Genomic DNA, 18,873 nt, shown 5'->3' on the forward strand with positions numbered 1-18,873 from the left:
CTGGCCGTGCTCGGGTACTGCTCGTTCAGGGTCTACCTGGCGGTGCGGGGCCTCGGGCGTGAATTGGAGCGGACCAGGGCGCGGCTGGCCCCGAAACAGTCGGCTCTGCGCGATGAACTCCGGGATCTCGAGGACGCGCGCACGCCATACGGCTCCGGTGACGGCGTACGATCGTCATGAGAACCACTGCTGAAGAGGATGGACATGGGTAACTTTGGGACAGGCGAAATCCTGATCATTCTGGCCGTCGTCCTCTTGCTGTTCGGCTCGACCAAGCTTCCTCAGCTGGCGCGGTCGCTGGGCAAGTCGGCGCGGATCCTCAAGGCCGAGACCAAGGGCCTGCGCGACGACGACGAGGGCGAGACCGCCGCCAAGCCCGCCGCCGCGCCGGAGCCGGCCGCCGCGGCGCAGCCCGTCCCGCAGCAGGAGGCCGACGCGCGCGAGCGCGCCGCCCGGCTGCGCGAGGAGGCGGCCCGGCTCGAGCGCGAGGCCGCGGTGGCCGAGCAGGGGCCGCGCCGGCAGGGCGCGCTCGCCTCCGGCGAGCCGATCCAGGGCGTGCCGGTCTCGGACCCGAGCCAGGTCCGCAAGCCCTGAGCCTCCCCTCGCCCGAGCCGATCTGTGCCCGCATGCCAGCGCGGCACCCTAGCCCGAATGCGGCACGATGACGCTGTTGAGATCGAAGGCCGTCGACCCCGAGGGCCGGATGCCCCTCATGGACCACCTCCGTGAGCTGCGCAACCGGCTGGTCAAGGCCATCCTCGCCCTGCTCGTCGGGATGGTCATCGGCTGGATCTTCTTCCAGCCGATCTGGGACTTCCTCAAGGAGCCCTACTGCTCCCTGCCGCAGTCGCACCAGCTTGACCCGAACAAGTGCACGCTGGTCGTCAACACGATCTTCCAGCAGTTCTTCCTCAAGCTGAAGATCTCCGCGATCGTCGGCCTGGTCGTGTCGTCGCCGGTGTGGCTCTACCAGCTCTGGGCCTTCGTCGCGCCGGGGCTGTACCGGCGCGAGCGGCGCTGGAGCTACGTGTTCATCGGCGCGGCCGTGCCGCTGTTCCTGGTCGGTACGGCGCTGGCCTACCTGACCGTCGACAAGGGCCTCAAGCTGTTCCTCGGCGGCTTCGCGATCAAGGACGTCACCGCGCTGATCGCGGTCGACCACTACCTCGGCTACGTGCTCGCCATGCTGCTGGTGTTCGGCATGACGTTCGAGCTGCCGCTGTTCGTGGTGGTGCTGAACCTGGCCGGCGTGCTGAGCTTCCAGATGATCAAGAAGTCGCAGCGGCTCGCGGTCTTCGGGATCTTCCTGTTCGCCGCGGTGGCGACGCCGAGCGGCGATCCGTTCACCATGCTCGCCCTGGCGCTGCCGACCCTGGTGCTGTTCGAGGTGGCGGCGGTGCTGGCCTTCTTCACCGACCGGCGCAGGGCGCTGCGCGGCGACGCCGACGACGGGCTGTCCGACGACGAGGCGTCGCCGCTCGACCTGGAGAAGATCGACGCCGAGCTGGCCAAGGGCGACGCCGAGCTGGAGAAGGGCGACCGGCACGGGTGATCACCGAACGTCGTTCGGTGGATTTGTCCGGTGAACCCGGTCCCGAATTGGGAATCGGGCCGGTCCGAACCGTAGGCTCGAACCTATGACCACCCCCGACGCGTTGTCGGCCGAAGACTCCCCGGCGCAGCGGTACTCCGCGTACCGCAGGCGCACCGCCGGGTCCGGCCCCGCCCTGCTCGACTTCAAGACCCTGTACGACTTCGATCTGGACGCCTTCCAGATCGAGGCGTGCCAGGCCTTGGAGGACGGCAGCGGCGTGCTGGTCGCGGCGCCCACCGGGTCCGGCAAGACCGTGGTGGGCGAGTTCGCCGTCCACCTGGCGCTGACCGGCGGCGGCAAGTGCTTCTACACCACGCCGATCAAGGCGCTGTCCAACCAGAAGTACGCCGACCTGGTGCGCCGCTACGGGCCCGAGAAGGTCGGCCTGCTCACCGGCGACAACAGCGTCAACGGGGAGGCCCCGATCGTCGTGATGACGACCGAGGTGCTCCGCAACATGCTCTACGCCGGGTCCCAGACCCTCACCGGGCTCGCCTTCGTGGTGATGGACGAGGTGCACTACCTCGCCGACCGGTTCCGCGGCGCGGTCTGGGAGGAGGTCATCATCCACGTGCCGGACTCGGTCCGGATCGTGGCGCTGTCGGCGACCGTCAGCAACGCCGAGGAGTTCGGCGAGTGGCTGCACGAGGTGCGCGGCGACACCGCGGTGATCGTCGACGAGCACCGGCCGGTGCCGCTGTTCCAGCACATGCTGGTCGGCTCCCGGATGTACGACCTGTTCGTCGACACCGGCAAGGGCCGCGACCGGCAGGCCCGGCTGAACCCGCAGCTCACCCGGATGGCGGTGGACGAGGTCCGCCGCGCCAAGGTCAACCAGGGCCGCCGCACCGGCCACCGCCGCGCGGCCCGCCCGGAGCGGTACCGCCCGCCGGCCCGCCCGGACGTGATCGAGCGCCTCGACCGCGCCGGGCTGCTGCCCGCGATCACCTTCATCTTCAGCCGGGCCGGCTGCGACGCCGCCGTCCTCCAGTGCCTGCACGCCGGCACCCGGCTGACCTCCAAGGAGGAGGCCGAGGAGATCCGCGCGCACGCCGACCTGCGCACCGCCGACATCTCCCGCGAGGACCTGCGGATCCTCGGCTACACCGACTTCGTGTCGGCGCTGGAGCGCGGCGTGGCCGCGCACCACGCCGGGATGCTGCCCACCTTCAAGGAGATCGTCGAGGAGCTGTTCACCCGCGGGATGATCAAGGCGGTGTTCGCCACCGAGACCCTCGCCCTCGGCATCAACATGCCCGCCCGCACCGTGGTGATCGAGAAGCTCGACAAGTGGAACGGCGAGGCCCACGTCGCGCTCACCCCCGGCGAGTACACCCAGCTCACCGGGCGGGCCGGGCGCCGCGGCATCGACGTCGAGGGACACGCGGTGGTGGTGTGGGGCCCCAAGGTCGACCCCGGCTCGGTCGGCGGCCTGGCCAGCACCCGCACCTACCCGCTCAACTCCAGCTTCCAGCCGTCCTACAACATGGCGGTCAACCTGGTCGGCGCGGTCGGCGCCGACCGCGCCCGCACCCTGCTGGAGGAGTCGTTCGCGCAGTTCCAGGCCGACCGGGCCGTGGTCGGGCTGGCCCGGCAGGTCCACAAGAACGAGGAGGCCCTCGCCGGGTACGCCGAGGCCGCCGAGTGCCATCTGGGCGACTTCATGGAGTACGCGGCGCTGCGCCGCAGGCTGTCGGACCGCGAGGCCGAGATGTCCCGCGAGCGGTCCTCGGCCCGCCGCGCCGAGGCGGCCAGGTCGCTGGAGCACCTGCGGCCCGGGGACGTCATCCTGGTCCCGTCCGGGCGCCGTTCCGGCCTCGCGGTGGTGCTGGACCCGGGGGTCGGCCGCCGGTCCGACGGGCCCGCCCCGCTCGTGCTGACGGTGAGCCGGTCGGTGCAGCGGCTGTCGATCCTGGACTTCCCGCGCGCGGTCGAGCCGGTCGAGCGGATCCGCATCCCCAAGTCGTTCAGCCCCCGCAACCCGCAGGACCGCCGCGACCTGGCCTCGACCCTGCGCAACAAGGTCCCGCACGACCCCAAGGAGGGGCGCCGCGGCCGGGACGTCCCGGCCGCCGACGACCGCGAGATCGCCGACCTGCGCGACGGGCTGCGCCGCCACCCGGTGCACGGCTGCGACAAGCGGGAGGACCACGCGCGCTGGGCCGAGCGGTACTTCCGCCTCGAGCGCGAGACCGAGCAGCTCCGCCGCCGCGTCGAGGGCCGCTCCCAGGTGATCGCCCGCACCTTCGACCGGGTCTGCGCCGTCCTGGAGCAGCTCGGCTACCTGTCCGGCGGCGAGGTCACGGCCGAGGGCCGCCGGCTCGGCCGCATCTACAACGAGCTCGACCTGCTCACCGCCGAGAGCCTGCGCGACGGGCTGTGGGAGCGGCTCGACCACGCCGAGCTCGCCGCGTGCGTGTCGGCGCTGGTGTACGAGTCGCGGCAGTCCGACGAGGCCGCGCCGCCGCGCACCCCGACCGGGAACGTGCAGGACGCGCTGGCGGCGATGGTGCGGCTCTGGGGCGAGCTCGACGCGGTCGAGCGCGACAACCGGGTGTCGTTCCTGCGCGAGCCCGATCTCGGGTTCGCCTGGACCGCCTACCGGTGGGCCAAGGGCGACGACCTCGACGAGGTGCTGCTGGAGAACGACATGACCGCGGGCGACTTCGTCCGCGCCGTCAAGCAGCTCCTCGACCTGCTCGGCCAGGTCGCCGACGCCGCCCCGCCCAACAGCCACATCCGCAAGACCGCCCGCCGGGCGATGGACGCCATGCGCCGCGGCGTCGTCGCCTATTCCTCGGTCGCCTGAGAGGGGTGTCCGCCGGCGGACCCCGGCGGCCGGGGCGGGAGCCCGGGCGTGGTAGGCAGGTGATCATGGCCGTCTACGCGCTCGGGGACCAGGTCCCCGACCTCCACCCCTCCGCCTACGTCCACCCGCAGGCGACCGTCATCGGCTCGGTCGTCCTCGGGGCCGGCGCGTCCGTCTGGCCCGGCGCCGTGCTGCGCGGCGACTACGGCACCATCACCGTCGGCGCCCGCACCTCCGTCCAGGACGGCACCGTCGTGCACACCCGCCGCTACGCCACCGGCCTCACCCTCCTGCGGTCCTGACCGCCCCCCGCTCCGGGCGGGCGGGAAATCTCCCGGCCGTTCCTCTTGTTCTCCTAGCCATAGGGCCAATGAAGGGGAAGTGACATGGCAACCGTCAACCTGACCAGGGACACCTTCGACGACACGGTCGGGGGGAACGGCTTCGTGCTGATCGATTTCTGGGCGGCCTGGTGCGGACCGTGCCGGTCGTTCGCGCCGGTGTACGAGCGGGTGTCCGAGCGCCACCCCGACATCGTGTTCACCAAGGTCGACACCGAGGCCGAGCCGGAGCTGGCCGCCGCGTTCGAGATCGGCTCGATCCCGACGCTGGCCATCGTCCGCGACAAGGTGGTGCTGTACAGCGAGCCCGGCGCGCTGCCGGAGGCGACGCTGGAGGACCTGATCACCCAGGCCCGCGGGGTCGACATGGACGAGGTGCGCCGGGAGGCCACCGCGAAGGGCTGACATCCCGCACGTCCGGGCGGCCTCTAGGGTTGCGGGACCGGCACCAGTGCGAAAGGACGGTTCCATGACCGAGGCGGAGCCCTTCACCGAGGACGTCGTACGCCAGATCGCGCGGCACATGAACCAGGACCACGCCGCCGACTGCCTGCTGATCTGCCGCGCGCTCGGCGGGCGGCCCGAGGCGACCGCCGCGCGGATGACGGGTATGGACGCCGACGGGCTCGACCTCGCCGCCGCGGTGGAGGGCGGCGAGGCGGTGGTGCGGGTCCCGTGGAGCGGGCGGCTCACCGAACGCGCCCAGGTCCGCCGCGAGGTGGTGCGGATGTACGGCGAGGCCAGGGAGCTCCTCGGGTCGGCTCCGCCGGAGGCGCACTGACCCTCCCACTGGTCGTCCCGACGTGGCGTAGGTAAAGTAGCCGACGTCACGTCGGAAACCTCGCCGCGAGACCTTCCGTTCGAATTTAGGCAAGGCTAGCCTAACTTGAAGACCGGGATCCGGCGGGAGAGGGAGGATGGACATGGCGGAGCCGGACGAGGCGTTCTCGGCCCAGCTGCGGGCGGCCACCTGGAGCGACCACGGCGACAACGAGGGCTCCTCCTACATGAGCGCGCTGGTCGGCGGGCGGCTCGGGCGCGAGGAGTACGCCGTGCTGGTCGCGCAGCTCCACCCCGTCTACGACACGCTGGAGCGCGCCGCCGCCGAGCGGATGGCCGCCGACCCGGTGGCCGGCCCGTTCGCCTTCGCCGACTTGTGCCGCCGCGACGCGCTGGAGGCCGACCTGGCCTTCTACTACGGGCCGGGCTGGCGCGAGCGGCTCGCGCCGAGCGAGGCCACCCGCCGCTACTGCGACCGGCTCCGCGAGATCTGCTTCGACTGGCCCGGCGGCTTCGTCGCCCACCACTACACCCGTTACCTCGGCGACCTGTCCGGCGGCCAGTACATCGGCAAGCAGGTGCAGCTCCGCCTCGGCCTCGGCGCGGACGGCGACGGCGTGCGCTTCTACCGGTTCCCGGGCAAGCCGAAAGGCTACAAGGACCGCTACCGCGCGCTCCTGGACGCCGCGCCCTGGGACGCCGCCGAGCGCGAGCGGATCATCGCCGAGGTCAAGACCGCCTACCGGCTGAACGCCTCGGTCACCGAGGCCCTCGGTCGCGAACTCAAGATCCCCGCCGCCTGACGAAACGGATCTACAACGTAAAGGCAGTGGGCCGGGTCACCGCTCGCCGCGGCCCTGCGCGAACGCGCGGAGCCCGTGCAGGTCCACCACGGTGATCCGGCGCCAGCCGGTGCGCACCAGCCCGCGCCGGCGCAGGTTGTTGAGCGCCCGCGCCACGGTCTCGCGGGAGGCGTCCATCCAGCTCCCGAGCTCTTCCTGGGACAGCGGCGGCGCGATGTCGATCCCGCCGTCCGGGCCGGGCGGGCAGTGCCGGGCCGACAGCTCGGCCAGGTCGGCCAGCAGCAGCGCCAGGCGCTGCGCGCCCTTCGCCGACACGTGCGCCTGGAGCCGCCGGGTGGCATCGTCGAGCCGCCGTACGAAGTTGCTGCTGACCAGCAGCCACACCCGCGGATGCGCGTCCAGGAACCCGGTGAAGCGGGCGGCGGGCACCACCAGCGCGCGGACCGGGCTGAGCGCCGTCACGCTCGCCGAGCGGAGCCGGCTGCCGAGCACCGCGCTCTCGCAGACCAGGTCGCCGGGCCCCCGCACGGCCAGCACCACGTCGTGGCCGTTCTCGGTGGAGGAGGTCACTTTGGCCCAGCCGGCCTCGATGATGATGATGTGGTCCGACTCGTCCCCCTCGTAGCAGAGCGGGACCTTCGGGGCGAAGCCGCGCGGGCGGGACACCGCCCGCAGGGCGACGCGCTCGGGTCCGTCGAGCGCGTCCCAGAAGCCGTCCCCCCGCCCGGGGGAGGAGACCTCGGGCACGGCCGCGGCCGGAGCGTCGAGCGGTGCAGAAGCCCTTTCGATCACTGGGGGTCCGTTTTCTGAGTCCTCCGCGGGCGGAGGCTCGCGGTTCGGGGCGTGGTCATCTCCAGCGGACCCGCGGCTCCCGCGGCGTTCCCGGCGTCCCGCCCTGCCGGCGTCCACTGCCTGCCTGTCCAGGAAAGCCCCCCATTGATCGCGATGCTGCTACCGCGGACACGGGTTGTCTGCGTCTTCTGACACACTGACCGGATCTCCGGTCAGGACGGCAGTGCGTTGAGGAGGCGGTTGACCGGGCCGTCCAGGTTCCACCGCTCGGCGAGCTCGACCAGCGCCGCGGGATCGCGCGGCGCGGCCGGCAGCCGGTCGTCCAGCCCGCGCAGCTCGGGCGCGCCGATGTCGGTGACGACCCGCACCACCGTCTCGGCGGACGCCAGGTAGTCGCGCGCCGCCTCCATTTTGCGCCGCGCCCCCGCCGGGAAGCCCGCGTCGGACCCGGTGTCCAGCGCGGCCAGGATGGCCTCGACCGACCCGAACCGGGTGACCAGCGCCGCCGCCGTCTTGTCGCCGACGCCCGGCACGCCCGGCAGCCCGTCGCTCGGGTCGCCGCGCAGCGTGGCGTACTCGGCGTAGCCGCGCCCCGGGATGCCGTACTTGGCCGCGACCTCCTTCTCGCCCATCACCTGGAGGTTCCTGATCCCGCGCGCGGTGTAGAGCACCAGCACCGGGCCCCGCTCGTCGACGAGCTGGAACAGGTCGCGGTCGCCGGTCACGATGTCGACGGGCCCGTCCGCGGCGCCCCGCACGGCGAGCGTGCCGATCACGTCGTCGGCCTCGTAGCCCGGCACGCCCGTCCTGGCGAGGCCGAACGCGTCGAGCACCGCGTCGATGACCGGCAGCTGCGCCGACAGCGCGTCGGGCGTCTGGTCGCCGCCGTCGTCGGCGACCCGGTGCGCCTTGTACGAGGCCAGCGCCGCGACGCGGAACGCGGGCCGCCAGTCGGCGTCCATGCAGCACACGACGCGTTCGGGGGACCGGTCCCGAACCAGCCTCGCGATCATGTCGAGCAGCCCGCGGACCGCGTTCACCGGCGTCCCGTCCGGCGCGGTCACCGATTCGGGCACCCCGTAGAAGGCGCGGAAGTACAACGACGGCGTGTCCAGCAGCATGAGCCCGCTCATGGCCCACATCGTCGCACGCCACCGTCCGGGTCGGGACGCGACGCGGCGGGCCCGGGCGGCGGCCCGCCGGCGGGCACCGCGCGCCCGGCGCCGCCCGGTCAGGTGAGCTTGACGGCCAGCAGGCAGGTGTCGTCGTCGGGGTTGGCCGCGCCGAGCGCCCGCAGGACGTGGTCGATGACGCCGTCGGGGCCCGCCATGGGACGCTCCTCCACGGCGGCGCGCAGCAGCGCGAACCCGTCGCTGAGGTCGCGGTCGCGCCGCTCGACGAGCCCGTCGGTGTAGAACAGCAGCAGGTCGCCGCCCTCGAGCCGCGTGGTGGCCAGCTCCAGGCGCGGATGGTCGAGCACGCCGAGCAGGACGCCGTCGGGGGCCTCGAGCAGCCGCGCGGTGCCGTGGCGGAGCAGCACCGGCGGCGGATGCCCGGCCTGCGCCCACGTCAGCGTGCGCGGGCCGGGCCGGTAGACGGCGGCGATCGCGCTCGCGGTGAGCGACCCGTGCCGGTCCATCAGCAGCCGGTTGAGCCAGCCCAGCAGCCGGTCGGGCGGCTCGCCGGTGCAGGTCAGGCCGCTGAGCGCGTTGCGCATGCGGGCCATCGCGGCGGCGGCGGCCAGGCCGTGCCCGGACACGTCGCCGATGGCGAGGAAGACCTCCTCGTCCGACAGCGCCGCCGCGTCGTACCAGTCGCCGCCGACCCGGGTGTGCCGCTGGGCCGGCAGGTAGCGGACGGCGGCCCGCATGCCGGGCAGCGTGCGGGCGCCGCGGGGGAGCGGCAGGATCGCGCGCTGGAGCTCCACCGCGATGTGCCGCTCCTCGGCGATGTGCCGGCGCTCGCGCTTGAGCTGGAGCCGGGTCGCGGCGAGCACCTCGTCGGTGCGGCGCCGCTGGCTGACGTCCTGGAACACCGTGTGCAGCGCGACCGGCGCGCCGAGCGGGTCGAGGATCGGCTCGGCCATCACCCGCAGGTGCCGCAGGTCGGGCCCGGCCTGGACGCGCAGCTCGACCTCGGCGGGCTCGCGGCGGCCGAGCAGGGTGCGCATGAGCTGCTCGGCCTTCGGCAGGTCCTCGGGCACCACGTGCTCGGCGAGCCGCTCGAGCGCCAGCGGCCCCTCGGTCCGGGGCCGGCCGAAGATGGTGTAGAGCTGCTCGGACCAGCGGACCTCGCCGGTCAGCAGGTCCCAGCGGCTCCAGCCGAGGTTGCCCAGGCGCTGCGCCTGGGCCAGTTGCGCGGCCAGGTCGGCGGTGTCGTCGTGGAAGCGCCAGCTGGCCAGCACGCCGCCGCCGAGCCGGCACGCCCGCACGCTCAGCGTGGCCGGCACCACCCGGCCCGCGTCGATGCTGGCGTAGTCGCGCGGGCCCCGGCGCAGCGGCGTGCCGGTCTCGAGCACTTCCACGTACGCGCCGAACAGGCCGGACAGCCCGAGCCCCGGGTAGCTCTCCAGCAGCCGGACGCCGACGATCTCGTCGCGGTGGTGCCCGAGCAGGTCGGCGGCGTCGGCATTGACGGCGTCGACCTGGAAGTCGACCACGGTGCCGTCCCGGTCGCGGATTGGGGACATCAGGGCGCTCGGCGCCTGGGTCGTGTCGAGGACCGCGCGCAGCCAGGGGGCGTCGGCGCCGCCGGTCGCGGGCGCCAGCTCGCCCAGCCGCCGCGCGCACGTCGCCAGGACCGCCAGGACGTAGCGGCGGGTGCCGTCGTCGGTGACCGAGCCGAGCGTCCAGCCGATCTCGGCGGCCCCGATGATCCGGCCGCCGGCGACCAGCGGCAGGCACGAGTGCGGCCCCTCGTGCCCGGCCGCCGCGCCGACCAGGGCGAGCGCGCCGGGGTCGGCCGACCAGACCGGCGTCGCCTCGCGGACGGCGCGGACCAGGCCGATGTCGCTGTGCGGCGGGATCCGCGCCCACTCGGAGACCACGTGCGCGGGCAGGTCGTGCGCGCCCGCGACCCGCAGCGCGCCGTCGGGCTCCAGCAGTGTGAGCAGTGCGGACTGCGCGCCGAGCCACCCGAGGGCCTCCTCGGTGAGCCGCCGCGCCAGCTCGTCGGTACTGCGGCACGCGGCGAACGCCGCGGCGGCCAGATGACGGGCGGCGGCGAGCGGCGCCGGCAACGGCCCGATGTCGTCGGACGCGGCGGCGCGCCCGGCCGGGCGCGCGCCGTCGCCGGGCGGGCCGCCCTGCGGGGGAACGGACGCCGAGAGGGGCGCCGGGTCGGACGCCCCTCCAGGCGCCCCGCCCTGCGCCCCGCCCGACGTGCCGCCCGACGTGCTGCCGGGTGGGGGCGGCGCCGCGGAGGCGCCGGGCGGCTCCAGGTAAGTGGCGGGCTCGAAGACCGTGCCGCGCGGGCGGGCCGCCGCGTCGGCCGGGGCGTCGGCGTCGGTGCCCAGCAGCAGCGCGGCGGCGACCGCGGGCTCCACGGCGGCCTCGACGGCCAGCTCCAGCAGATGGTCGTAGGCGGTCTCGATGCCGCAGCCGTGCCGTTCGGCGAGCAGCCCCTTGGCCTGCTCGATCACGGTACGGGCGCGCCATGCGCTGCGCTCGGCCTGCAATTCCAGGCGGAGCCGTTCGATGGTGGCGGCCAAGGCGACGGTCTGGCTCTGGTGCATCGGCGGCTCCGGCGGGGGCGCGGTTACCGGGCGGGCCCCGGCCGGGCCGGGCCCCTCCCGGCGCGACGGGACCAGGCGGGACTTGCCATCCTGGTGTCGTGCCCGAAGTGCGCGATCCTGTATCGGAGCACCTACGGAATGTAACAGTACCTGGTCATAGGGGAGGGAGGAAGTGGTATTTCCGTCGTGCGGCCCCGTGTCGCGGCCGGAGCACCACTACCGAGAATGGAGACGGATGTGACAAAGGAGTTGTATCCGCGTGAGCGGCTCGGACGCGTCCAGGAGGAGGCGGCGCGCGCGGGACTGGGCGCACTGTTCCTGACGCCCGGCCCCGACCTGCGCTACGTCACCGGCTATGACGCGCTTCCCCTCGAGCGGCTGACCTGCCTGGTGGTCCCGGCCGAGGGCGAGGCGTTCATGGTCGTGCCGCGGCTCGAGCTGCCCGCGGCGCGGGAGTCGCCGGCGGGCGGCCTCGGCGTGGAGCTGGTGCCCTGGGACGAGACCGACGACCCGTTCGCGCTCGTGGCGGGCCGGCTGCCGGGCGGCCTGGCGAAGGTGGGCGTGGCCGACCGGATGTGGGCGGTCATGGCGCTGCGGTTCCGCGCCGCGCTGCCGGGCGCCGAGCAGGTCGCCGCCGGGCGGGTGCTGAGCGGGCTGCGGATGCGCAAGAGCGCCGCCGAGATCGCGGCGCTGCGCGAGGCCGGCGCGGCGATCGACCGGGTGCACGCGCGGGTGCCGGGGTTCCTGAAGGCCGGCCGCACCGAGCGCGAGGTGGGCCGGGACATCGCCGACGCCATCATCGCCGAGGGGCACGCCGCGGTGGACTTCGTGATCGTCGGCTCCGGCCCGAACGGCGCCAGCCCGCACGCCGAGCTGTCGGACCGGGTGATCGGGGCCGGTGAGCCGGTGGTGGTCGACATCGGCGGGACGATGCCGAGCGGCTACTGCTCGGACTCGACCCGCGACTACTGCGTGGGCGAGCCGCCGGCCGACTACCTGGCCTATTACGAGGTGCTGAAGGAGGCGCAGCAGGCGTCCTGCGACGCGGTCCGGCCGGGCGCGACGCCCGAGGCGGTCGACGCGGCGGGCCGCGAGGTGATCGCGGCGGCCGGGTACGGGGAGTACTTCATCCACCGCACCGGCCACGGCATCGGGCTGGAGACGCACGAGGAGCCCTACATCGTGGCCGGCAACACCGAGCCGCTCGAGGCCGGCATGGCGTTCTCGATCGAGCCGGGCATCTACCCCGGCCCGCACGGCGCGCGCATCGAGGACATCGTGGTGTGCACCGCCGACGGGCACGAGCGGATGAACCGCACCGGCCGGGGGCTGGTGGTCGTCGGCTGAGCGGAATCCGGACGCGGCGTGGCCGCTTCCGGACACGCGCGGACGGCGCGCGGGCGGGCGTGCCGAGGGGGCGCGGACGGCCGGCGCCGGGGGCGCGCGGACGCGGGCGGGGGCCGGACGGCCCCCGCCCGCGTCATGTCTGGAACGAGCAGATAACGATCTCTGCACCAAATGTGACGACGGCCACTGTTGATCTTGCGGCAGGGCCGTCCGGCCCTGTACTTCCTTGGGGTGTTCCGCGGGGGGCGCCGATGCGCGAGCCCCGCGTCGCGGGCGGACATCCGGGGCCCGACCCCGGGCGGCGCCCGACGCAGCCGTGCAGGACGAGGAGGAGACGCCGTGGCAGAGGTCGCCCTGACGGGCGTCGGGAAGGTCTATCCCGACGGGACCCGTGCCGTGACCGACCTGAACCTCACGATCGCCGACGGGGAGTTCCTCGTCCTCGTCGGCCCCTCGGGTTGCGGCAAGACGACCGCGTTGCGGATGGTCGCCGGGCTCGAGGACATCTCGGAGGGGACGGTCACGATCGCGGACCGGGAGGTCAACCGGGTGCCCGCGCGCGACCGCGACGTGGCGATGGTGTTCCAGAGCTACGCGCTCTACCCGCACCTGTCGGTCCGCGACAACATCGGGTTCGGGCTGTCGCTGCGCCGGATCCCCAAAGCGGAGATCCGGGAGAAGGTCGACAAGGCCGCGCAGACGCTCGGGCTCACCGAGCATCTGAGCCGCAAGCCGCGCAACCTCTCGGGCGGTCAGCGGCAGCGGGTCGCGATGGGGCGTGCGATCGTCCGCGAGCCGCAGGCGTTCCTGATGGACGAGCCGCTGTCCAACCTGGACGCCAAGCTGCGCGTCCAGATGCGCGCCGAGATCGCCCGCATCCAGCGCGACCTCGGCGTCACCACCGTCTACGTCACGCACGACCAGACCGAGGCGATGACGCTCGGCGACCGGGTCGCGGTGATGAAGAAGGGGCACCTCCAGCAGGTGGCCGCGCCGCAGGAGCTCTACGACCGGCCGGCGAACCTGTTCGTGGCCGGGTTCATCGGCTCGCCCGCCATGAACCTGCTCCAGGGCAGGCTGACCGGCGACGCGGAGGACCCGCGGATCGAGGTCGGCGGCCAGACCCTGGCGGTGCCGGGACGGGTGCTGCGCGAGCGGCCCGCCCTCGCCGCCTACCTCGGCCGCGACCTGGTCGTCGGGATCCGCCCCGAGGACATGGAGGACTCCGAGCTGGCCGCCGCCGGCGCCGGCGGCGGGGCGTCGCTGACGTCCACCGCCGACCTGGTGGAGGCGATGGGCTCGGACGTCCTGGTGCACTTCGCGGTCGAGGCCGCCCAGGTCGTCACCGAGGACACCAAGGAGCTCGCCCGCGACGCGGGGACCGACGTGCTCGGGCACCTGGAGGCGCCCCGCACCGACCTGGTCGCGCGCTTCAGCCCGCGCACCCGCGTCAAGGTCGGCGACCCGGTGACGATCCAGGTCGACACCGGCCGCCTGCATTTCTTCGACATCGAGACCGGCGCTTCGATCTGGGAGTCGGCCGCCGGTTCGCCCAGGGAGGACGAGGTATGAGGGTCAGCAGGCGTCTGATGAGTCGGCGGGTGGTGAGCGCCGCCGTGGTGGCGGGCCTGCTCGCCTCCGCCGCGGCGTGCGGCGGCGGGGACGACGACAAGGGCGACGGGGCGGCGCCCGCGGGCGGCGGCGAGCTCAAGGGCACCAAGATCGAGATCGCGGCCAAGTGGACCGGGCCGGAGGAGGCCAACTTCCGCAAGGTCCTCCAGGCGTTCGAGAAGAAGACCGGCGCGACGGTCACCTACGCCTCGACCGGGGAGAACACCGACGCCTACCTCGGCCCGCGGCTGGAGGCCAAGAACCCGCCGGACGTGGCGGTCCTGCCGCAGCCGGGGCTGATGCAGCAGTACGCGGACAAGGGCGCGCTCAAGCCGCTCGCCGCCGACGTGGTGAGCGAGGTCGACAAGAACTTCTCCCCGTACTGGAAGGAGCTCGGCTCGGCCCAGGGCAAGCCGTACGCGGTGCTGGTCAAGGCCGCCTACAAGTCGATCATCTGGTATCGGACCGAGGCGTTCTCCAACGCCGGGGTGCAGCCGCCGCAGACCTTCGACGACCTGGTCTCGGTCGCCGGCACCGTCCAGGACTCGGGCACCACCCCGTTCGCGCTGGCCGCCGGGGCGCAGGACTCCTGGACGCTGACCGACTGGTTCGAGAACGTCTACCTGTCGCAGGCCGGGCCCGAGCAGTACGACAAGCTCGCCAAGCACGAGATCAAGTGGACCGACCCCTCGGTCGGCACCGCGCTGGAGACCCTGGCCAAGATCTGGGGCAAGCCGGACCTGATCTCGGGCGGCGTCGCCGGGGCGCGGCAGACCAAGTTCGACGAGTCGGTCACCCAGACGTTCGGCCAGCAGAAGGCCGCGATGGTCTACGGCGGCGACTTCGCCGCGGCCAACATCGCCACCACAAAGGCCAAGGTCGGCACCGACGCCAAGGTGTTCCCCTTCCCCAAGGCCGGGCAGGTCGCCCCGGCCGTCCTCGGCGGCGACATCGCCGTCGCGCTCAAGGACGGGAAGGGCGGGCAGGAGCTGCTGAAGTTCCTCGCCTCGTCCGAGGCGGGCAAGGTCTGGGCCGGGCTCGGCGGCTACCTGACGCCGAACAAGGGCGTCGCCCCGGACGCCTACTCCGACCCGGTCGCCAAAGAGCTGGTCGCCCAGATCCTGAAGTCCGGCGACGCGGCCCGCTACGACCTGTCCGACCTGGCCCCGGCCGCGTTCGGCGCCACGCCGGGCAAGGGCGAGTGGGAGGCGCTCCGCACGTTCGTGCAGAAGCCGACCGACGTCAAGGGCACGCAGGCCAAGCTCGAGGCCGAGGCCGCGAAGGCGTACAAGAGCTAGAGGACCCTTCATGAAGGCCGAAGACAGCGCGCCGCACGAAGACGTGCCGCACGACAAGGTGCCGCCGGCGGACCCGGCCGGCGGCACCGCCGCCGAAACCGAACCCGCGGCCACCGGCCGCCGCCGCGGCGGCGGCCGGGCGGGAGGGATCGCGCCGCCGTCCTGGCTGGCGCTGTTCTTCCTGATGCCCGCGCTGCTGCTGCTCGGCTTCCTGGTGATCTACCCGATCGTCTTCTCGGTGATCCGCAGTTTCCTGGACGCGTCCGGGGACTCCTTCGTCGGGCTGGACAACTACACCGGGATCTTCCAGGGGCACGACAACCTGGTCGCGGTGCGCAACACCGCGGTCTGGGTGGTGTTCGCACCGACCGTGGTGACCATCTTCGGGCTGCTGTTCGCCGTGCTCAGCGAGCGGATCCGCTGGTCGACCGCGTTCAAGCTGGTGGTGTTCATGCCGATGGCGGTGTCCTTCCTCGCCTCCGGCGTGATCTTCCGGCTGGTGTACCAGCAGGACCCCGACAAGGGCGTGCTCAACGCCGTGGCCGTGGGCGTCCACGACACCATCAAGGGCGGTACCGGCTACCCGGGCGCGGGCCCGCACGCCAAGACCGCGCTGGTGCGCGCCGACGGCGGGGCGGTGGTCACGACCGGCGCGTTCGGCGCCGGCCAGACCGCGCTCGTCCCGCTGCTGCGGGTCAAGCCCGAGAACCTGCCCAAGGACGCCAAGCCCGCCGCGCAGCCGCCCGCCGCCAAGGCGGGCCAGGTGACCGGCACGGTCTGGTTCGACTTCACCAAGGGCGGCGGCGGCGAGCTGGACAAGCCCAACACCGGCGAGAGCGGGCTGCCCGGCGTCCGGATCGAGGCGGTCAGCGGTGGCAAGGTGGTCGCCAAGGCCACCAGCGCCGCCGACGGCACCTTCACGTTGAAGAAGCTGCCGTCCGGCTCGGTCACGCTGAGGCTGCCGGAGGACAACTTCACCGCCCCCTACGGCGGTGTCCAATGGCTCGGCGGCACCCTCATCACCATCTCGATCATGGTGGCGTACCTGTGGGTGTGGGCCGGCTTCGCGATGGTGCTGATCGCCGCCGGGCTCGCCGCCATCCCCCGGGACGCCCTGGAGGCGGCGCGGGTGGACGGCGCGACCGAGGGGCAGGTGTTCCGGCGGGTCACCATCCCGCTGCTGGCGCCGGTCCTGGTCGTGGTGCTGGTGACGCTGGTCATCAACGTGATGAAGGTCTTCGACCTGGTGTACATCATCGGCGGCGGTGATCCGACGGCCGGCGTGCTGGCCCTGCGGATGTGGACCGAGTCGTTCGGCGGGGGCAACGACCCCGGGGCGGGCAGCGCGATCGCGGTGCTGCTGCTCCTGCTGGTGGTGCCCGCCATGCTGTTCAACATCCGGAGACTGCGGCAGGAGCGCTCATGAGCACCGCGGGAACCCAGGCGGGCACCGCCGCGGACGCCCCGCGTCCCGGTGCCGGGAGCGCGGCCGGCGCGCCCCGGCGCAGCGTGGTGGCCCGCGTCGTCGGCCGCGTCGGCGGCGGCGCCGTCCAGGCGGTGCTGGCCGTCATCGCGCTGTTCTGGCTGGTGCCGACGTTCGGGCTGCTCATCGCCTCACTGCGGTCCAACGAGGACAACAACGGCGGCGGCTGGTGGCAGGTGTTCAGCAAGCCGTCGCAGCTCACCTTCCAGTCGTACTCGGCGCTGCTCGACAAGTCCGACTTCGTCGACTCGTTCTGGAACACGGTGCTGATCACGGTGCCCGCCACCACGCTGGTGGTGGTGATCGCCTCGCTGGCCGCCTACGCGTTCGCGTGGCTGGAGTTCCCCGGCCGGGACTGGCTGTTCCTGCTGGTGGTGGCGCTGCTGGTGGTGCCGGTCCAGCTCGGGCTGATCCCGGTCGCCAAGCTGTACGGGCAGATCGACTTCGGCGGGTTCAAGATGGCCGGCTCGATCACCGGCGTGGTGCTGTTCCACGTCGCGTTCGGGCTGCCGTTCGCCATCTTCCTGCTGCGCAACTTCTTCGCCGCGATCCCGCGCGACCTGCTGGAGGCGGCGCGGATGGACGGCGGCTCGGAGTGGACGATCTTCCGGCGGGTGGTCTTCCCGCTGGGCGGCCCGGCGATCGCCTCGCTCGGCATCTTCCAGTTCCTGTGGGTGTGGAACGACCTGCTGGTGGCGCTGGTGTTCGCCGACCCGAGCTCGCAGCCGATGACGCAGTGGCTCCAGTCGCAGATGCGGCAGTTCACCGGCAACATCGACGTCCTGGCGCCCGGCGCGTTCCTGTCGCTGATTATCCCGCTGGTGGTCTTCTTCGCCTTCCAGCGCTACTTCGTGCAGGGGGTGCTGGCGGGCTCGGTGAAGTGACCGCGCCCCGCGTCCGGACGTGACGGTGCCCGCGCCCCTCCCCGGGCGCGGGCACCGTCACGTCGGCGTGCTCACGGCTTCTTGGCCGGCGCCTTCCCGGTGTCGACCGGCGGGGTGTCGGCCGCCTCGGCGGGGGCCGCCGGGGCGAGCCCGATGGCCAGGCCGCTGGCGGGGTCGAAGAAGTGCAGGCGGCGGGTGTCGACGGCCAGGCTGATGTCCTGGCCGGGCCGCACGTTCGAGCGGGCGTTGACGCGGGCCGTCCACAGCGCCTTGTTGTCGGTCAGCGGGATCGCCATGTCGGTCTCGCCCTCGGTGGCGTCCTCGGCCAGGTCGGCGGTGTCCTTGTGCTCGACCGGGGGCGCGTCGATGGCGAAGATGACGTTGATCTCGCTGCCGAGCTCCTCGGTGACGCTGGAGCGGGCCGCCATCGGCGCCCATTCCGGCTTGGCGTGCGCGGAGTCCTCGAAGTCGGAGGGGCGGACGCCGAGGATGAGCTTCTTGCCGAGCCAGTCCTCCAGCCCGGGGCGCTCGGCCAGGACCGCGTCCGGGACGGGCAGGGTGTAGCCGGCGAACGCGACCTGCGCGCCGCCGTCGCCGCGGGTGAGCTCGGCGGTGGCGAAGTTCATCGCGGGCGAGCCGATGAAGCCCGCGACGAACAGGTTCACCGGGTTGTCGAACAGCCGCTGCGGGGTGTCGACCTGCTGGAGCCGGCCCTCGCGCAGCACGCAGACCCGCGAGCCGAGCGTCATCGCTTCGACCTGGTCGTGGGTGACGTACACGGTGGTGACGCCGAGCCGCTCGTGGAGCTGGCTGAGCGAGGCGCGCATCGAGACGCGCAGCTTGGCGTCCAGGTTGGACAGCGGCTCGTCCATCAGGAACGCCTGCGGCTGGCGGACGATGGCGCGGCCCATCGCCACGCGCTGCCGCTGGCCGCCCGACAGTGCGGCGGGCTTGCGGGCCAGGAACTGCTCGAGGCCGAGCATCTTGGCGGCGTCGAGCACCTTCTCCTTGATCTCGGACTTGGGGGTGCCGCGCAGCTTCAGCCCGAAGGCCAGGTTCTGCTCGACGGTCATGTGCGGGTAGAGCGCGTAGTTCTGGAACACCATCGCGATGTCGCGGTCCTTGGGCGCCAGGTCGTTGACCACCCGGTCGCCGATGGTGACCTCGCCGCCGCTGATCTCCTCCAGGCCGGCGACCATCCGCAGCGCGGTCGACTTGCCGCAGCCCGAGGGGCCGACCAGCACCATGAACTCACCGTCGCGGATCTCCAGGTCCAGCCCGTCGACTGCCTTGACGCCGCCGGAGTACACCTTGTCCACGCCGTCCAGCACGATCTTGGCCATCAGATCCCCTCTCGATGGAAACGTTTCCCATCAATCCCTGTCCAGCAGGGCATTC

16 protein-coding genes are annotated in these 18,873 nt (G+C 73.0%); 12 read left to right on the forward strand and 4 right to left on the reverse strand.

Annotation, left to right across the window (positions count from 1 at the left end):
* The first annotated feature begins 204 nt into the window (after positions 1-204).
* The 7 genes from tatA (at position 205) to OHA34_RS02565 (ending at position 6,327) form a co-directional block, all read left to right on the forward strand.
* Entirely contained in the window at positions 205-594 is a 390-nt protein-coding gene (gene tatA, locus OHA34_RS02535; RefSeq protein ID WP_285943587.1) for a Sec-independent protein translocase subunit TatA, read from the forward strand.
* A gap of 67 nt (positions 595-661) precedes the next feature.
* Complete coding sequence (tatC, locus tag OHA34_RS02540; protein WP_285943586.1) at positions 662-1,552, forward strand: twin-arginine translocase subunit TatC; 891 nt, start codon at positions 662-664, stop codon at positions 1,550-1,552.
* An 85-nt stretch (positions 1,553-1,637) separates the two neighbouring features.
* On the forward strand, positions 1,638-4,403 hold the full coding sequence (locus OHA34_RS02545; protein ID WP_329520572.1) for a DEAD/DEAH box helicase: 2,766 nt from the start codon (positions 1,638-1,640) through the stop codon (positions 4,401-4,403).
* Positions 4,404-4,468: 65 nt separating this feature from the next.
* Positions 4,469-4,705, forward strand: a complete 237-nt coding sequence (locus OHA34_RS02550; protein ID WP_285943584.1) for a gamma carbonic anhydrase family protein — start codon at positions 4,469-4,471, stop codon at positions 4,703-4,705.
* A gap of 84 nt (positions 4,706-4,789) precedes the next feature.
* Positions 4,790-5,149 (forward strand): thioredoxin family protein, encoded by a 360-nt coding sequence (locus tag OHA34_RS02555; RefSeq protein ID WP_329520573.1) that lies wholly within the window; start codon positions 4,790-4,792, stop codon positions 5,147-5,149.
* Positions 5,150-5,213: 64 nt separating this feature from the next.
* Positions 5,214-5,525 carry a DUF2470 domain-containing protein gene (locus tag OHA34_RS02560; RefSeq protein ID WP_285943582.1) on the forward strand — a complete coding sequence of 104 codons (312 nt, stop codon included), beginning with the start codon at positions 5,214-5,216 and terminating at the stop codon, positions 5,523-5,525.
* 142 nt (positions 5,526-5,667) lie between these two features.
* On the forward strand, positions 5,668-6,327 hold the full coding sequence (locus tag OHA34_RS02565) for a biliverdin-producing heme oxygenase (RefSeq protein ID WP_285943581.1): 660 nt from the start codon (positions 5,668-5,670) through the stop codon (positions 6,325-6,327).
* A 36-nt stretch (positions 6,328-6,363) separates the two neighbouring features.
* On the opposite strand, the gene OHA34_RS02570 is transcribed toward OHA34_RS02565, so the two are convergent.
* The 3 genes from OHA34_RS02570 to OHA34_RS02580 form a co-directional block, all read right to left on the reverse strand.
* Entirely contained in the window at positions 6,364-7,119 is a 756-nt protein-coding gene (locus OHA34_RS02570) for a Crp/Fnr family transcriptional regulator (RefSeq protein WP_285943580.1), read from the reverse strand.
* Between the two features lie 212 nt (positions 7,120-7,331).
* Positions 7,332-8,252, reverse strand: coding sequence for a 5'-3' exonuclease (locus OHA34_RS02575; protein ID WP_329520574.1), 921 nt, complete (start codon positions 8,250-8,252; stop codon positions 7,332-7,334).
* Positions 8,253-8,350: 98 nt separating this feature from the next.
* Positions 8,351-10,852 (reverse strand): SpoIIE family protein phosphatase, encoded by a 2,502-nt coding sequence (locus tag OHA34_RS02580; protein WP_329520575.1) that lies wholly within the window; start codon positions 10,850-10,852, stop codon positions 8,351-8,353.
* A 237-nt stretch (positions 10,853-11,089) separates the two neighbouring features.
* Here OHA34_RS02580 and OHA34_RS02585 point away from each other — a divergent pair, with 237 nt between their 5' ends.
* The 5 genes from OHA34_RS02585 to OHA34_RS02605 all read left to right on the forward strand — a co-directional run bounded on the left by OHA34_RS02585 (position 11,090) and on the right by OHA34_RS02605 (position 17,475).
* Positions 11,090-12,199, forward strand: coding sequence for a M24 family metallopeptidase (locus tag OHA34_RS02585; protein WP_285943577.1), 1,110 nt, complete (start codon positions 11,090-11,092; stop codon positions 12,197-12,199).
* A 339-nt stretch (positions 12,200-12,538) separates the two neighbouring features.
* The gene (locus OHA34_RS02590) at positions 12,539-13,771 is read left to right on the forward strand and encodes an ABC transporter ATP-binding protein (protein ID WP_285943576.1); all 1,233 of its coding nucleotides are present in this window, start codon (positions 12,539-12,541) and stop codon (positions 13,769-13,771) included.
* A gap of 17 nt (positions 13,772-13,788) precedes the next feature.
* Positions 13,789-15,108 (forward strand): ABC transporter substrate-binding protein, encoded by a 1,320-nt coding sequence (locus OHA34_RS02595; protein ID WP_443029645.1) that lies wholly within the window; start codon positions 13,789-13,791, stop codon positions 15,106-15,108.
* A 10-nt stretch (positions 15,109-15,118) separates the two neighbouring features.
* Positions 15,119-16,534, forward strand: a complete 1,416-nt coding sequence (locus OHA34_RS02600) for a carbohydrate ABC transporter permease (protein ID WP_285943574.1) — start codon at positions 15,119-15,121, stop codon at positions 16,532-16,534.
* A complete protein-coding gene (locus OHA34_RS02605) occupies positions 16,531-17,475 on the forward strand; it encodes a carbohydrate ABC transporter permease (protein WP_285943573.1) in 945 nt (314 codons plus the stop codon). Before OHA34_RS02600 ends, OHA34_RS02605 begins: the two co-directional genes overlap by 4 nt.
* Positions 17,476-17,546: 71 nt before the next feature.
* On the opposite strand, the gene OHA34_RS02610 is transcribed toward OHA34_RS02605, so the two are convergent.
* Positions 17,547-18,818, reverse strand: coding sequence for an ABC transporter ATP-binding protein (locus tag OHA34_RS02610; protein WP_285943572.1), 1,272 nt, complete (start codon positions 18,816-18,818; stop codon positions 17,547-17,549).
* Between the last annotated feature and the right edge of the window lie 55 nt (positions 18,819-18,873).

Source organism: Spirillospora sp. NBC_01491, from assembly GCF_036227065.1.
GTDB lineage: Bacteria > Actinomycetota > Actinomycetes > Streptosporangiales > Streptosporangiaceae > Spirillospora > Spirillospora xylanilytica.

What these genes read in the sequence shown, in the direction of transcription:
- tatA (WP_285943587.1), top strand. Translation starts at nt 205, where the DNA reads ATGGGTAACTTTGGGACAGGCGAAATCCTGATCATTCTGGCCGTCGTC.
- tatC (WP_285943586.1), top strand. Translation starts at nt 662, where the DNA reads ATGACGCTGTTGAGATCGAAGGCCGTCGACCCCGAGGGCCGGATGCCC.
- OHA34_RS02545 (WP_329520572.1), top strand. Translation starts at nt 1,638, where the DNA reads ATGACCACCCCCGACGCGTTGTCGGCCGAAGACTCCCCGGCGCAGCGG.
- OHA34_RS02550 (WP_285943584.1), top strand. Translation starts at nt 4,469, where the DNA reads ATGGCCGTCTACGCGCTCGGGGACCAGGTCCCCGACCTCCACCCCTCC.
- OHA34_RS02555 (WP_329520573.1), top strand. Translation starts at nt 4,790, where the DNA reads ATGGCAACCGTCAACCTGACCAGGGACACCTTCGACGACACGGTCGGG.
- OHA34_RS02560 (WP_285943582.1), top strand. Translation starts at nt 5,214, where the DNA reads ATGACCGAGGCGGAGCCCTTCACCGAGGACGTCGTACGCCAGATCGCG.
- OHA34_RS02565 (WP_285943581.1), top strand. Translation starts at nt 5,668, where the DNA reads ATGGCGGAGCCGGACGAGGCGTTCTCGGCCCAGCTGCGGGCGGCCACC.
- OHA34_RS02575 (WP_329520574.1), bottom strand. Translation starts at nt 8,252, where the DNA reads ATGAGCGGGCTCATGCTGCTGGACACGCCGTCGTTGTACTTCCGCGCC.
- OHA34_RS02580 (WP_329520575.1), bottom strand. Translation starts at nt 10,852, where the DNA reads ATGCACCAGAGCCAGACCGTCGCCTTGGCCGCCACCATCGAACGGCTC.
- OHA34_RS02595 (WP_443029645.1), top strand. Translation starts at nt 13,789, where the DNA reads ATGAGTCGGCGGGTGGTGAGCGCCGCCGTGGTGGCGGGCCTGCTCGCC.
- OHA34_RS02600 (WP_285943574.1), top strand. Translation starts at nt 15,119, where the DNA reads ATGAAGGCCGAAGACAGCGCGCCGCACGAAGACGTGCCGCACGACAAG.
- OHA34_RS02605 (WP_285943573.1), top strand. Translation starts at nt 16,531, where the DNA reads ATGAGCACCGCGGGAACCCAGGCGGGCACCGCCGCGGACGCCCCGCGT.
- OHA34_RS02610 (WP_285943572.1), bottom strand. Translation starts at nt 18,818, where the DNA reads ATGGCCAAGATCGTGCTGGACGGCGTGGACAAGGTGTACTCCGGCGGC.